The sequence below is a fragment of the Streptomyces sp. NBC_00212 genome (assembly GCF_045206365.1).
Taxonomy (GTDB): Bacteria; Actinomycetota; Actinomycetes; order Streptomycetales; family Streptomycetaceae; genus Streptomyces.
On record NZ_CP108115.1, the window covers coordinates 6130292 to 6143949 of the forward strand.

A 13658-nucleotide genomic window follows, 5' to 3' on the forward strand; every position below is an offset into this window, starting at 1 on the left:
CCGGGGGCCTCGCCCGTTCGCCCGCTCAGGCGTTGCTGCCCGCGGTCTCCTCGCGCCGGTGGCGTCCGTGGGCCGGCGTCATCGAGTCCTCGGTGGAGGCCGCCCCGCCCCGGTGCCTGCCGTTGCTGTCGGTCCCGCTCCCCGTCTCCTGCGGACGGGTGTCGGTCTGGTTGGACATGAGCTGTGGTCACCCCGTAGTCGTCTTCACTGTGCCTCGTACAGGGCGCCGATTCTAACGATCTCCCGACAGCGGCCGACGCCCGGTCAGCGGTGCCTGCCCGAGCGGTACGGGCTTGGCCGCGGCGGGCTTGGCGGGGGCCGGTGGCGGGGCGGGCGGGGCGGGTGCCGGGTCCGGTGGCGCGGGCAGGTCGAGCAGTGCGCACGGGGTCGCGTCCGTGACGTACGGAAGCCGCAGGACCCCCTCCGGCGTCCATAGCCCGGCTCCCGCCAACCACCCTTGTGGCGCTGCCAGTTGATGAAGGCGGCGGCCCGCCGGGCGCCAGATGCCGACCCAGGTGCCGCCCGCCGCGTCGATGCGCAGGGCCACCGCGCAGGACTCCGGGGTGAGGACCTGGCCCGGCTGTATGGCGAACGGTGTGACCGCCGCGTCCGCCAGGCGCAGGCATTCGGGAAAGCGGACCGGGAGGGCGGAGCCGAGCACGCCCCAGCCGAGCCGGTCGTGGCCCGGGGCGTCCGAGCGGATCAGGAGGAGCCCGCTGTCGGCGTCGGCGAGCAGCAGCCGGTCGTTGCTGTCCTCGGTGATCTGGAGCAGCTCGGTGACCTCGCCGCCGCGCTCCAGGTCGACGGCGACGGCCTTGGTGCGGCCGTCCAGTTCGCGGTCCAGGGAGAGCATCCGGCCTGTCCGGTCCAGCCACGCCCCGCCCGAGCAGCGCCCCTTGATCCGCGCGACCAGCTCGGGGCCGAACGCGCCGCCCGCCACCAGCCACAGCGCCGTGCCGTCCGGGCCCGCCGCGAGCGCGTAGGCGCAACTGCCGTCCGGGGACGGCGGGAGCAGCGTGAGCTCGCCCGCCCCGGCGTGGACCGCGCCCAGCGGCAGCTCGCCGGTCGCGGGCCCGGTGGGGTAGAGCAGTGCGAAGGCGTGCCGGTCGGCGATCCTGCGGTGGATGAGCACCCGGCCGTCCGCCATGGGCAGCACCCCGGCGTCGGGCTCCTCCGGCTGGTTGCCGGGCAGCGGCACCGCGTACGGCTCGGGGCCGTCGAGCGTCCAGCGCTCGGGGAACCAGGCCGCCCCCGCCCCCTCGTCGCGCACCAGCCTCGCGGCGTACGAACCGTTCGCGGTGATCGCGAATCCCGTACTCCTGACCGCGCCGCCCTCGGCAGCGGTCTCGATGGCCAAAGCCGTCATCAGATGGCTCACCTCCGGCCCCCGAAGCTAGTTTTCGCACTTCCTGCCGAACAACGCGAGACCACTCGCTTCACACCAAAGGGTGGCTGTCGGGCGATTCGCCTGTGGAGGGGGAGACGGATGTGCAGGAACGGTTTATGTAAGGTTAGGCGAACCTAAGCCACGCTGGCCGGATGCTTTCGGTCGGCGATCCCCCGCCGTACAGGAGCCTGTGATGTCCCTACGCCGCCGCGGCACCGCCGCCGTAGCCCTCGCCGTGGCCGCCGGACTCTCCCTCGCGGCCTGCTCGGGCGGCGACGGCGGCGACGGCGGCGACGGCGGGGACAAAGCCTCCGCGTCGGCCTCGGGCAAGGCGGACGCGGGCGGCAAGAAGTCCGTCGCGCAGGGCGGCAAGGACTTCGCGGCGGCCGCCGACAAGACGGCCAGGATGGGCACGGACGCGGCGCCCGGCCACTTCCCGCGCACCGTCAACCACGCCATGGGCGCCACCGAGATCAAGGCCCGGCCCCAGCGCGTCGTCGTCCTGGACGTCGGCGAGTTCGACAACGTTGTTTCGCTCGGCGTCCAGCCGGTCGGCTACGCCCCCACCGAGGGCGACGAGGGCATCCCCAGCTACCTGAAGAAGGGCGCGGGCGACCCGAAGAACGTCGGCACGATCAACAGCCTCAACCTGGAGGCGATCGCCGCCCTGAAGCCGGACCTCATCCTGGGCAGCCAGCTGCGCGCCGCCGACAAGTACAAGGAACTCTCCAAGATCGCCCCGACGGTCTTCTCGATCCGCCCCGGCTTCCCGTGGAAGCAGAACTACCTGCTCAACGCCGCCGCGCTGGACAAGACCGCCGAGGCCAAGGCGAAGCTCGCCGCGTACGAGACGAAGGCCGAGCGGCTCGGGGCCGACCTCGGCGCCAGCAAGCCGACCGTCACGATGCTCCGCTACATGCCGGGCAAGGTGCGCCTGTACGCGAAGGCCTCCTTCATCGGCACGATCCTGGACGACGCGGGCATCCCCCGCCCCAAGAACCAGCAGGCCGTAGACCTGGCGACCGAGGTCGGCCCGGAGACCGTCGACCAGGCCGACGCCGACTGGATCTTCACGGGCGTCTACGGCGACCCGAAGAAGTCCAAGCGGGACAGCGCCGAGTCGAACCCGCTGTGGAAGAACCTGAAGGCCGTCAAGGCCGGGCAGGCCAAGGACGTCAGGGACGAGACCTGGTACCTCGGCCTCGGCGTCACCGCCGCCGACTCCGTCCTGGACGACCTGCGCGGCTTCCTCGTCAAGAAGTAGCCCCCGGCGGCCGACCGGCGAGAACTCAGGGGGTGCGCCCGCGGCCGACCTGCGGGGTGCGGAGCGCAGGTAACCTGTCTCCGTGCCCCGTCTGTCTGAAGTCATCGCCGCGCTCGACGCCCTCTGGCCGCCCGAGCGGGCCGAGGGGTGGGACGCCGTCGGCACCGTCTGCGGCGACCCGGACGCCGAGGTCAGCCGGGTCCTGTTCGCCGTCGACCCCGTCCAGGACGTCGTCGACGAGGCCCTCAAGCTGGGCGCCGACCTGGTCGTCACCCACCACCCGCTCTATCTGCGCGGCACCACCACGGTCGCCGCCGGTCACTTCAAGGGCCGCGTGGTGCACACCCTGATCAAGCACGACATCGCCCTGCACGTCGCGCACACCAACGCCGACACCGCCGACCCGGGCGTGAGCGACGCCCTCGCGGGCGCGCTCGACCTGCGGGTCGTACGGCCCCTCGTGCCCGACGCGAGCGACCCGTCGGGCCGCCGCGGCCTCGGCCGCATCTGCGAGCTCGACCCCCCGATGACGCTCGGCGAGTTCGCCGCCCGCGCCGCCGCCCGGCTGCCCGCCACCTCGCAGGGCATCCGCGTCGCGGGCGACCTCGAAGCGACGGTGCGTACGGTCGCCGTCAGCGGCGGCTCCGGCGACAGCCTCTTCGACGCCGTACGCGCCTCGGGGGCCGACGCCTTCCTCACCGCGGACCTGCGCCACCACCCGGTCTCCGAGGCCACCCAGCACTCACCGCTGGGCCTGGTCGACGCCGCGCACTGGGCCACCGAGTGGCCCTGGTGCGAGCAGGCCGCCGCCCAGCTCGGCGAGATTTCCGACCGCCACGGCTGGGACCTGAGGGTCCACGTCTCGAAGACGGTCACCGACCCGTGGTCCGCCCACCACACCTCCCCTTCTATTGATGGAGCCCCCAACTGAACGCCGCGCCCGCCGACCAGATCCGCCTCCTCGACGTACAGGCGCTGGATGTCCGCCTGTCGCAGCTCGCCCACAAGCGGAAGTCGCTGCCCGAGCACGCCGAGATCGAATCGCTGAACAAGGACCTCACGCAGCTGCGTGACCTCCTCGTCGCCTCGCAGACCGAGGAGAGCGACACCGCCCGCGAGCAGACCAAGGCCGAGCAGGACGTGGACCAGGTGCGCCAGCGCGCCGCCCGCGACCAGCAGCGCCTCGACTCGGGCGCCGTCTCCTCGCCGAAGGACCTGGAGAGCCTCCAGCGCGAGATCACCTCGCTCGCCAAGCGCCAGGGCGACCTGGAGGACGTCGTCCTCGAAGTCATGGAGCGCCGCGAGTCCGCCCAGGAGCGCGCCGCCGAGCTGACCGGGCGGGTCTCCTCCGTGCAGGCCAAGACCGACGACGCGACCGCCCGTCGCGATGCCGCGCTCGCCGAGCTCGACGCCGAGGCCGCCTCGGTGACCAAGGAGCGCGAGATCGTCGCCGGTTCCGTACCGGCCGACCTGCTCAAGCTGTACGACAAGCTCCGCGAGCAGCAGGGCGGTGTCGGCGCTGCCCGCCTCTACCAGCGCCGCTGCGAGGGCTGCCGCCTGGAGCTCAACATCACCGAGGTCAACGAGGTCAAGGCGGCCGCCCCCGACACGGTCCTGCGCTGCGAGAACTGCCGCCGCATCCTGGTGCGCACCTCGGAATCGGGTCTGTAAGTGCCTGACGCGGTACGGCAGTTCGTCGTCGAGGCCGACGGCGGCTCCCGGGGCAACCCGGGTCCCGCCGGCTACGGCGCGGTCGTCCTTGACCCGGCGACCGGCGAGACGCTCGCGGAGGCCGCCGAGTTCATCGGCGTCGCCACGAACAACGTCGCCGAGTACAAGGGGCTCATCGCGGGGCTGCGCGCCGCACGGGAGCTCGACCCGGCGGCGCGGGTGCGGGTCCGCATGGACTCCAAGCTCGTCGTCGAGCAGATGTCGGGCCGCTGGAAGATCAAGCACCCGGACATGAAGCCGCTCGCGGCCGAGGCCGGCCGCATCCTGCCGTCCTCGCAGGTGTCGTACGAGTGGATCCCGCGCGAGCGGAACAAGCACGCCGACCGGCTCGCCAACGAGGCGATGGACGCGGGCAAGCGGGGCAAGCAGTGGTCGCCGTCGGCGTCCACGGCCGACCTCTCCGCCTCCGCCGACGCGAGCGCGGCCCGGGTGGTCGGCGACGCGGCGGCGGGCGCGGCCAGGGCGCGGGCGGCGCTCGCGGGTGCGTCGGCTTCGGCGGGGGTTCCCGCCACCGCCGGGGTCTCTCCCTCAACTTCCGTACCGGACAAGCCCGTTGAGACGGCGCCGACCGTCGGCTGGGGGGCGTCCGCCGATCTGGGCGCTCCCGCCACGTTCGTACTGCTCCGGCACGGTGAGACGGCGCTGACGCCCTCGAAGCGGTTCTCCGGGAGCGGCGGATCCGACCCCGAGCTGTCGGCCGTCGGGCGCGGCCAGGCCGAGCGGGTCGCCGCCGCGCTCGCCGAGCGCGGCACCATCCAGGCGATCGTGTCGTCCCCGCTGCGGCGGTGCCGCGAGACCGCGGCGGCCGTGGCGGCCCGGCTCGGACTCGACGTCCACATCGAAGAGGGCCTGCGCGAAACGGACTTCGGGGCGTGGGAGGGGCTGACCTTCGGGGAGGTCCGCGAGCGGTACCCGGACGACCTCGATGCCTGGCTCGGCTCCGCGAAGGCGGCCCCGACGGGCGGCGGCGAGAGCTTCGCCACGGTGTCGCGACGCGTCTCGGCGGCCCGGGACCGGCTGATCGCCGCGTACCCCCGGCGCACGGTGCTCGCGGTGACCCATGTGACCCCGATCAAGACCCTGGTGAGGCTGGCCCTGGGGGCGCCGCCGGAGTCCCTGTTCCGGATGGAACTCTCGGCGGCCTCGCTGTCGGCGGTGGCGTACTACGCGGACGGCAATGCGTCGGTGCGGCTGCTGAACGACACGGGGCACCTGCGGTAGCGCTCCGCTGGGGGTGCGGGTTGTTTGGGTGCGGGCCCGCTGGGGCTTTTTGCGCCCGCGCGGCGGAGCCGCACAATGTCACTGCCTCGCGCCCCTGACCTCGTTTTTGGCTGCGGGCCGTCGTGGCTGGTCGCGCAGTTCCCCGCGCCCCTAGCAGGGTCGGTGCTGGTCTGCACGGGCATCCTCAGCCCGTCCGGCGTTTGAGGACGAGCGCCCTTAAGGCGCGAACGGGGTCTGGGGCGGAGCCCCAGGAAACCGGCCACCCCCGGAGACGTCAGCGGACTCGCAGTGCTGCCGCCTCGCGGGCCAGGGTCTCGACCCGGGGCCAGTCGCGGGCCGTCATCGCGTCCGGCGGAAGCATCCACGTGCCGCCGACGCAGCCCACGTTCGGCAGGGCCAGGTAGTCGGGGGCCGAGGCCAGGGAGATGCCGCCGGTCGGGCAGAAGCGGGCGCGGGGGAGCGGGGCCGCGAGGGACTTGAGGTAGGCCGTGCCGCCCGCCGCCTCGGCCGGGAAGAACTTCATCTCCGTCACGCCCTGTTCGAGCAGCGCCACGACCTCCGACGCCGTCGCGACCCCGGGCAGGAACGGCAGGCCGGACGTCTTCATCGCGTCCAGGAGGTCCTGGGTCCAGCCCGGGCTCACCAGGAAGCGGGCCCCGGCGTCCACCGCGTCGCGGACGCCGCCCGGCGATATCACGGTGCCCGCCCCGACCACCGCGTCCGGCACCTCGGCCGAGATCGCCCGGATCGCGTCCAGGGCGGCCGGCGTGCGCAGGGTCACCTCGATCGCCGGGAGCCCGCCCGCCACCAGCGCCCGCGCGAGCGGCACCGCGTCGCCGGCGTCGTCGATCACCACGACGGGGACGACGGGGGCGAGATCCAGGACGGAGGCAGTGGCGGGGAAGGGCATGGCGGAGGACGTCATGCGCCCCATCCTGCCGGGGGCGTGTGGACAGTGCAACGCCCGTTGCGCATGCTGCAACTGGACGCGGCTGCGGGCTAGTGAATCTGCGTCACGACCACGTCCAGGGCCCAGGCGCGGCCCGCCTTGGCGGGGGACCCACCCTCGACCACGTAACCGAGGTCGCGCAGTGCCGTCACGAGCTCGGCGGGGTCGGCGGGGGCGGCCCCGGCGGTGAGGAGGTCGCGGACGAGCCGGCCCTTCGTCGCCTTGTTGAAGTGGCTGACGACCGAGCGCTTCTCCACGCCGTCGACCAGCTGGGAGTGCAGCACCCGCACGGTGGCCGTGCGGCCCGCGACGGCGCCCTTCGGCTTCCAGGCGGCGGCGTACGCGGAGGAGCGCAGGTCCAGGACCAGGCCCTCGCCCGCGGCCTCGGTCATGACCGGGTCCATCACGGTCCGCCAGTACGCCCCGAGCGCGCCCAGACCCGGCAGCTTCACGCCCATCGAGCAGCGGTAGGAGGGAATCCGGTCACCGGTGTGGACCGCGCCCCACAGCCCCGAGAAGACGAGCAGCGCCTTCCCCGCGCGGCGCTTGGCGGCGGCGTCGAGGGTGGCGAGGCCGAGGGCGTCGTACAGGACGCCGGTGTAGATCTCCCCGGCCGGGCGGGTGCCCGCGGTGCGCAGCTCGACGTTCTTGGCGACCTCGCCGCGCAGGCCCTCGCTGAGCCCGAGCACCTCGCGGGCCTTGCCCTCGTCACCGACGCACAGCTCGACCAGCTCGTCGAGGACCGTCGCGCGGGCCCGGGCCAGCCCCGGCAGGGACAGCGACTCCGCCTTCAGGGGCACCCCGCGCCCCGAAGCGGCCTTTCCTTCGGAGGGCGGCAACAGCACCAGCACGGCGATTCTCCTTCTTGTACGTACGGGGAGGGGGTGCGGCCCCTCGCGCCAGGGTACGGGGTGGCCGGGTACCGCCCGGCCCGGCTGTTTCGTGCCCGGAGCGGCCCGGCAGGGCAAAACGTGCCTCACCCCCCGCCCGCCCCTACGCTCAAGACATGCCCCGCCGCCGCCTCCACGTGACCGGCGCAGCAGAGGCCCCGCTGCGTGCCGCGCTCACCGCACTGCGTACGACGCTCGACGTCCCCGCGGACTTTCCCGCCGACGTCGTCGCCGAGGCGGAGCGCGCCGCACGAGACCCGCGCCTGCCCGCCCACGACGCGACAGGCATCGAGTTCTTCACCATCGACCCGCCCACCTCCACCGACCTCGACCAGGCCATGCACCTGGAGCGCAGGCCGGGCGGCGGGTACCGGGTGCACTACGCGATCGCCGACGTCGCCGCGTTCGTCACCCCGGGTGGCGCCCTGGACGCCGAGGCGCACCGCCGCGTGACCACCCTCTACTTCCCGGACGAGAAGACCCCGCTGCACCCCGTCCTCCTCTCCGAGGGCGCCGCGAGCCTGCTCCCCGACCAGACCCGCCCGGCTCTGCTCTGGCGGATCGACCTGGACGCGGACGGCGCGACCACCGCCACCGACGTACGCCGCGCGCTGGTCCGCAGCCGCGCCAAACTCGACTACGAGGGCGTCCAGAAGCAGATCGACACCGGCACCGCCCCCGCCTCCCTCGCCCTGCTCCGCGACATCGGCACCCTGCGTGAGCAGCAGGAAGTCGCCCGCGGCGGCATCTCGCTCAACGTCCCCGAGCAGGAGATCGTCGAGCACGACCACCGCTACGACCTCACCTACCGCGCCCCGCTGCCCGCCGACGGCTGGAACGCCCAGATCTCCCTGCTCACCGGCATCGCGGGCGCCCAGCTCATGCTGGCGTACGGCACCGGAATCCTGCGCACCCTGCCCAGCGCCCCGGACGGCGCGGTCGCGCGGCTGCGCCGCTCGGCGACGGCGCTGCACATCGACTGGCCGCACCACGTCCCGTACGCCGCCGTCGTCCGCTCCCTCGACCCGCGCCAGCCGAACCACGCCGCCTTCCTCCAGGAGTGCACGACGCTGCTGCGCGGCGCCGGGTACACGGCGTTCACCGGCCACGCCGCGCCCGAGCTCGCCGTCCACGCCGCGGTGGCCGCCCCGTACACCCACTGCACGGCCCCGCTGCGCCGCCTCGTCGACCGGTACGCCGGTGAGCTCTGCCTCGCCGCGGTGGCGGGCCAGGACCCGCCCGACTGGGTGACCGCCGCGCTCGAAGAGCTCCCCAAGGAGATGGCGCAGGGCACCAGCCGGGCCAACACCGTGGAACGCGAGTGCGTGGACATCGTCGAGGCGGCCCTGCTCAAGGACCGGGTGGGCGAGGTGTTCGACGCGACGGTCGTCGACGTGAAGGAACAGCAACCGGCCGTCGGCACCGTCCACTTGACCGACCCGGCGGTGGTGGCCCGCATCGAGGGCGGCGACAAGCCGCTCCCGCTGGGCGAGCGCCTGAGGGTCCGCCTGACCCAGGCCGACCCCGGCAGCGCCAAGGTCCTGTTCGCCCCCGCGTGAGGGCCGACAGTTCCTAAGCGACCGCTGCCGTCAGCGCTTTCGCCAGTTCCCCCGACTCGTCCGCGTGGAACCGTACGACCGTCACCTCGCGGCGCCTTCCCAGGAGTTGTACGTGGGTGATCGGCTCGGTCAGCTCCACCGTCAGAGAGGTCTGCGAGCCGACGGACAGTTCCAGGACGTCGTCGGGCACCGTCCCGCCCGCGCCCTGGAACTTCAACTCCCTGCGGATACAGGCTATTTGGGACAGTGGGATGACCAGGTCCACCCGGGCTCCCGCGCGCATGCGCAGGGCGTCCGGGGTCAGGACGTGCGGCCGGGTCACGGCCGCGACCTGTATGCCGAGGACCTGGACGACCGTGTACACGTCCAGGAACAGAAGGACCGCGTGCACGGCCGGCCAGTCGCGGACCATGAACGACACCGCGATCGTTTCGACGACGCACACGAAGGCCAGCCCGTACACCGTCGCCGCCTGCGGGCTCGCGTATCCGAACGCCCGGTCACCCGGCCCCACTTGATGCCGTCGCCGGACGATCCACAGGACGAAGCTCCTCAGGACCCGCGCCTCGTGCGCGGCAAGTCGGCGGACCGAGCCCGGGAGGAAATCGCGCGTCATTCCGCCGCCCCGCTCTTCTCCACCTTCTTCGCCTTCTCCGCTTTCTTCGATACCTTCGATTTCTTCGAAACCAGCAGCATCGCTCGGCGCACCGCCTCCGCCTGGGCGGGGGCGAAGTCGGCGAGGAAGGCCTTGAGGAAGGTCTGGTCGGCCGGGGCCGTGGTCGCCGCGATCTGCGCCGTCAGCTCGGGCGGGAGCAGGTCGGCGAGTGCCCGCGCCGCCGCGTCCACCCGGGGGTCCGCGAGGTCCGCGTCCGCCAGCGCGTCGAGCAGCGCGTACACCTCGTGTGCCCGCTCGGCGGCGCCCGGCGCGGCGGCCGTGGACCGTACGGCGGCCATCAGCCGGTCCCGCTCCTCGGGGTCCGCGGCGGTCTCCATGAGGGCGAGCAGCTCGCGGTCCTTGGCGGCCATCGGCGAAGTGGTCTCCCGGGTGCCCAACTCCGCGAAGAAATCGGCCAGTTCGGGGGAGAGCTCGTCCTCGGTCGTCAGGCGGCCCTCCCTGGCGCGGGCGAGCAGCGTGGCGAGGCGGGCCCGACGGCCCCGGATCTCCGCCTCCTGGCGGGCCAGGTCGGCGTCCAACTCGCCCAGTACGTCGACCAGTTCGTGCCCCGCGTCGTCGGCGATCACGTCCCGCACCTCGTCGAGGCCGAGGCCGAGCTCGGTCAGCCGCCGGATGCGGGCGAGCGCGACGGCGTCCCGCACCGAGTACTGCCGGTAGCCGTTGGCAAGCCGGGCCGGTTCCGGCAGCAGGCCGAGGTGGTGGTAATGCCTGACCGCCCGCGTGGTCACCCCTACCAGCGCGGCGATCTCCGAGATCCGCATGGCTCCAGTAGAAACGTTGACGCTGCGGCAGGGTCAAGCCCGGTCGTCCTCGATCACTTGGCGCGGGGGCGGCGGCCGCTCCGTCGCTCCGCGCCGGGTAGCATGGTCGGCACGGCAGACGAGCCGGGCGGGCGGCCGCGTGGAGATCTTCTGGATCTTCCCGAGGAACGTCCGGGCTCCACAAGGCAGGGTGGTGGCTAACGGCCACCCGGGGTGACCCGCGGGACAGTGCCACAGAGAACAGACCGCCGGGGATTTCGGTCCCAGGTAAGGGTGAAACGGTGGTGTAAGAGACCACCAGCGCCTGAGGTGACTCAGGCGGCTAGGTAAACCCCACCCGGAGCAAGGTCAAGAGGGGCCGCCGTAAAACGCGGCTCTGCGCGGACGATCGAGGGCAGCCTGCCCGAGTCCGCGGGTAGACCGCACGAGGCCGGCGGCAACGCCGGTCCTAGATGGATGGCCGTCGCCCCGACGACCGCGAGGTCCCGGGGTACAGAACCCGGCGTACATGCCCGACTCGTCTGCCCCACCTCTCCCACCGGGTTTGGATCGGCGGCATCTCCCGCCCGCCGTGACTCGCGCCTTGCGCCTCTCCCACCGGGCCTGGAATGGCGGCATCCCCTGCCCACCGGTGACTCGCGCCTTCCGCTTGCCGGTGGCCCGGCGTGTCTTCCGCTGCCGCCGGGGCGCAGGCCTTCCGCCCGGAAACCGCACGGCGTCGCACCCGTCCCACCTGCCCCCATCACCCCACGTAATCCCTCGCTCATCCTCCGTGTGGCGGAACGCGTATCGCCGTCGTAGCGTGATCTGCGGTACCGACCGGAAGCCCGCGCGCCGTTCGAAGCGGCGGGGGTGCCGCACAGTTCGACTCGGGGACACGAGGAGAAACGCCGTGCCTTCCTTCCACTTTCCCGTGATGCTGGCGCTCGCGGCGAGCGCCTTCTTCCTCTGCCGCAAAGGCGGCACCAAGATCTCCCACGCGCTCATCTGCGCCGGGTTCGGGTTCTATCTCGCCGATACGGCGGTCGCCCCCTCGCTGCACAACGCGCTCAACTCCGTCACCGGCATGCTCGGGCAGCTTGGCTGAGCGCGCCGGCCCCGACCACCGCCCCGCGCGGTGGCTCCTCCTGGCCGGCTGCCTCGTCGCCGTACTGACGGGCTGCGCGGACATGGAGGGGCTGCACCGCGACGGGGCGGCGGCGAGCGTGGCTCCGCCGGAACCGCTGTGGCCGCAGGCCCGGCCCTCCCCGCCCGGCCCCGAACAGCAGCGCGGCCGGCCCTTCGCCGTGCCCGGCGTGCCGAAGGTGACCTCCGGCGACATGCGGGACGCCGACCCGCTCGCCGTCGTCAAGGCCGACCTCACCGCCACCGAACGCGAGGACCAGGGCACCGGCCGACTCGTGGACCGCCGGGCCGCCGAGCGCGTCGCGGGCTGCGTCCGGGCAGCCGACTGCGGGGTGCGCGAGCCGGTGCTGCGGGACCTGACCGGCGACGGGCGGGCAGAGCTGATCACCGCCGTCGACATCGACGGGCGGGCGAGCGAGATGCGGGTCTACCACGTGGTGGACGGCGCCGTCACCCGCGTCTTCTCACGGCGCGCGGTCCTCGAAGGCGTCGAGCTCGCCGCCGGGCACCTCGCCATCCGCGAACCCACCTCCAACGACCGGTTCGTGTACGTCTCGCACTACGGCTGGGACGGCCGGATGATGGCCCTCATCGAGCTCAAGCTCGACACCTGCCGCGCCCTCAAGCAGACGTCCGGCCTCCCCTGCGTCACGCCCTCGCCCACACCCGGCGGCCCCTCGTGACGGCCTGGCAGGAGCGGCTGCGGCCGGGCTGGACGTACGGCCTGCGCTGGAAGATCGTGCTCACCGTGGCCGGGGTGGCCTGCGCGGTCGCCGCGATCCTAGGCGTGCTCGTGCACAACGTGCTGACCCGGCAGCGGGTGGACGAGGTCCGCAAGGAGGCGCGGCAGGCCCTGGACGCCGCGCTCAAGGAGTACGCGTACGGCACCGAGACCACCGACGGGCACGGCGCCATCCTCGACCCGGTCGAACTCCCGGGCGCGCTACGGAAGTTGGCGATAGGCGGCGGACGCGGGCTGATGGTCGGCGAGCAGGACGGCAAGGCGGTCATGTGGGCGGCGGCTCCGGCCGGCGGGCACGTCCTCGCGGTGTCCATCCCGTACGCGAGCACCCGTGACCACCTGCGCCAGATGGACACCGCGATCCTCGGCTCCGCGCTGCTCGCGGCGGGCAGCGTCACGCTGGCCGGGACCTATTTCGCCGGGCGGATCAGCCGGCGGCTGCGTCACACGGCCACCGTCGCGCGCCGGATCACCGAGGGCGACCTCGATGTGCGCACCGGCATCCCGCCCGGGGGCAAGGCCGCCGAACGCGACGCGGTGACGGCGGTCGCCGTCGCCCTGGACTCGATGGCCGCGTCGTTGCAGCGCCGCCTGGAGTCGGAGAAGCGCTTCACCGCCGACGTCGCCCACGAGCTGCGCACCCCGCTCACCGGGATGCTGGCCGCCGCCGGGCTGCTGCCCGAGGGCCGCCCCAAAGAGATGATCAACGACCGGCTCAAGGCGCTGCACACCCTCACCGAGGACCTCCTGGAGATCTCCCGGCTCGACGCGGGTGCCGAGCAACCCGAGCTGGCCGAGCACGAGTTGGGCCCGCTGGTGGAACGCGCGGCCCGCGCCACGGCGCTGGACTGCGACGTCCACGTCGTACGCGATGCGACCGTACGCACCGACCGGCGCCGGCTCGACCGGATCATCGCCAACCTCGTCGTCAACGCCCACCGGCACGGGGCGCCGCCGGTGACCCTCACGGTGAACGGCCCGGTCGTCGAGATCCGCGACCACGGCCCCGGCTACCCCGCGGAGCTGATCGACCGAGGCCCCCAGCGCTTCCGCACCGGCGACCCCGGCCGAGGAAGGGGCCACGGCCTGGGCCTCACCATCGCGGCCGGCCAGGCGGAGGTCCTCGACATCGACCTGCGTTTCACCAACGCCGCGACGGGCGGGGCGGTGACCACCCTGCGCCTGCCGGCGGCGTAGGCGCGCTGGGGTCCCCTACAGACTGGGTGCCCTACAGGGGCGCGGGGCTGTGACATGGTGCGGCTCCGCCGCGTGGCCGCGACCGGCGGTGCTGGGTCCCCTACAGGGGCGCGGGGAACTGCGCGACCGGCCCCCACCGGCCCGCAGATGAACACC

General features: G+C 73.3%; 14 protein-coding genes and 1 other RNA gene. 9 read left to right on the forward strand and 6 right to left on the reverse strand.

Going from position 1 to position 13658, the window contains the following annotated elements:
* Positions 1–25: 25 nt before the first annotated feature.
* Both OHA17_RS27975 and OHA17_RS27980 read right to left on the reverse strand, forming a co-directional pair.
* Positions 26–178 (reverse strand): hypothetical protein, encoded by a 153-nt coding sequence (locus tag OHA17_RS27975; protein ID WP_199826849.1) that lies wholly within the window; start codon positions 176–178, stop codon positions 26–28.
* Between the two features lie 54 nt (positions 179–232).
* Complete coding sequence (locus tag OHA17_RS27980) at positions 233–1366, reverse strand: hypothetical protein (protein ID WP_406508856.1); 1134 nt, start codon at positions 1364–1366, stop codon at positions 233–235.
* A 214-nt stretch (positions 1367–1580) separates the two neighbouring features.
* On the opposite strand from OHA17_RS27980, the gene OHA17_RS27985 reads away from it, so the two are divergent.
* From OHA17_RS27985 to OHA17_RS28000, 4 genes are all read left to right on the forward strand, one after another.
* On the forward strand, positions 1581–2651 hold the full coding sequence (locus OHA17_RS27985) for an ABC transporter substrate-binding protein (protein WP_406508857.1): 1071 nt from the start codon (positions 1581–1583) through the stop codon (positions 2649–2651).
* 82 nt (positions 2652–2733) lie between these two features.
* Positions 2734–3582 carry a Nif3-like dinuclear metal center hexameric protein gene (locus OHA17_RS27990; RefSeq protein ID WP_406508858.1) on the forward strand — a complete coding sequence of 283 codons (849 nt, stop codon included), beginning with the start codon at positions 2734–2736 and terminating at the stop codon, positions 3580–3582.
* Positions 3579–4322, forward strand: a complete 744-nt coding sequence (locus OHA17_RS27995; protein ID WP_406510830.1) for a zinc ribbon domain-containing protein — start codon at positions 3579–3581, stop codon at positions 4320–4322. Before OHA17_RS27990 ends, OHA17_RS27995 begins: the two co-directional genes overlap by 4 nt.
* On the forward strand, positions 4323–5603 hold the full coding sequence (locus tag OHA17_RS28000) for a bifunctional RNase H/acid phosphatase (RefSeq protein WP_406508859.1): 1281 nt from the start codon (positions 4323–4325) through the stop codon (positions 5601–5603).
* 274 nt (positions 5604–5877) lie between these two features.
* Here the strand turns inward: OHA17_RS28000 and eda are convergent, their stop codons facing one another.
* Together eda and yaaA are read right to left on the reverse strand one after the other, a co-directional pair.
* The gene (eda, locus tag OHA17_RS28005) at positions 5878–6528 is read right to left on the reverse strand and encodes a bifunctional 4-hydroxy-2-oxoglutarate aldolase/2-dehydro-3-deoxy-phosphogluconate aldolase (RefSeq protein WP_406508860.1); all 651 of its coding nucleotides are present in this window, start codon (positions 6526–6528) and stop codon (positions 5878–5880) included.
* 74 nt (positions 6529–6602) lie between these two features.
* Entirely contained in the window at positions 6603–7403 is an 801-nt protein-coding gene (gene yaaA / locus OHA17_RS28010) for a peroxide stress protein YaaA (protein WP_406508861.1), read from the reverse strand.
* A gap of 155 nt (positions 7404–7558) precedes the next feature.
* Between yaaA and OHA17_RS28015 the strand changes: the two genes are divergently transcribed.
* Positions 7559–9001 (forward strand): RNB domain-containing ribonuclease, encoded by a 1443-nt coding sequence (locus OHA17_RS28015; protein ID WP_406508862.1) that lies wholly within the window; start codon positions 7559–7561, stop codon positions 8999–9001.
* A gap of 13 nt (positions 9002–9014) precedes the next feature.
* Here the strand turns inward: OHA17_RS28015 and OHA17_RS28020 are convergent, their stop codons facing one another.
* Together OHA17_RS28020 and OHA17_RS28025 are read right to left on the reverse strand one after the other, a co-directional pair.
* Positions 9015–9617, reverse strand: coding sequence for a hypothetical protein (locus OHA17_RS28020; protein WP_406508863.1), 603 nt, complete (start codon positions 9615–9617; stop codon positions 9015–9017).
* Positions 9614–10438: a MerR family transcriptional regulator gene (locus OHA17_RS28025; RefSeq protein ID WP_406508864.1), complete on the reverse strand. Its 825-nt coding sequence runs from the start codon at positions 10436–10438 to the stop codon at positions 9614–9616. The genes OHA17_RS28020 and OHA17_RS28025 overlap by 4 nt, the downstream gene beginning before the upstream one ends.
* 119 nt (positions 10439–10557) lie before the next feature.
* On the opposite strand from OHA17_RS28025, the gene rnpB reads away from it, so the two are divergent.
* From rnpB to OHA17_RS28045, 4 genes are all read left to right on the forward strand, one after another.
* Positions 10558–10962, forward strand: an RNA gene (gene rnpB, locus OHA17_RS28030) — RNase P RNA component class A.
* A gap of 368 nt (positions 10963–11330) precedes the next feature.
* Complete coding sequence (locus OHA17_RS28035; protein WP_406508865.1) at positions 11331–11525, forward strand: hypothetical protein; 195 nt, start codon at positions 11331–11333, stop codon at positions 11523–11525.
* Complete coding sequence (locus OHA17_RS28040) at positions 11518–12246, forward strand: hypothetical protein (RefSeq protein WP_406508866.1); 729 nt, start codon at positions 11518–11520, stop codon at positions 12244–12246. Before OHA17_RS28035 ends, OHA17_RS28040 begins: the two co-directional genes overlap by 8 nt.
* Positions 12243–13502: a sensor histidine kinase gene (locus OHA17_RS28045; protein ID WP_406508867.1), complete on the forward strand. Its 1260-nt coding sequence runs from the start codon at positions 12243–12245 to the stop codon at positions 13500–13502. The genes OHA17_RS28040 and OHA17_RS28045 overlap by 4 nt, the downstream gene beginning before the upstream one ends.
* Positions 13503–13658 lie beyond the last annotated feature (156 nt).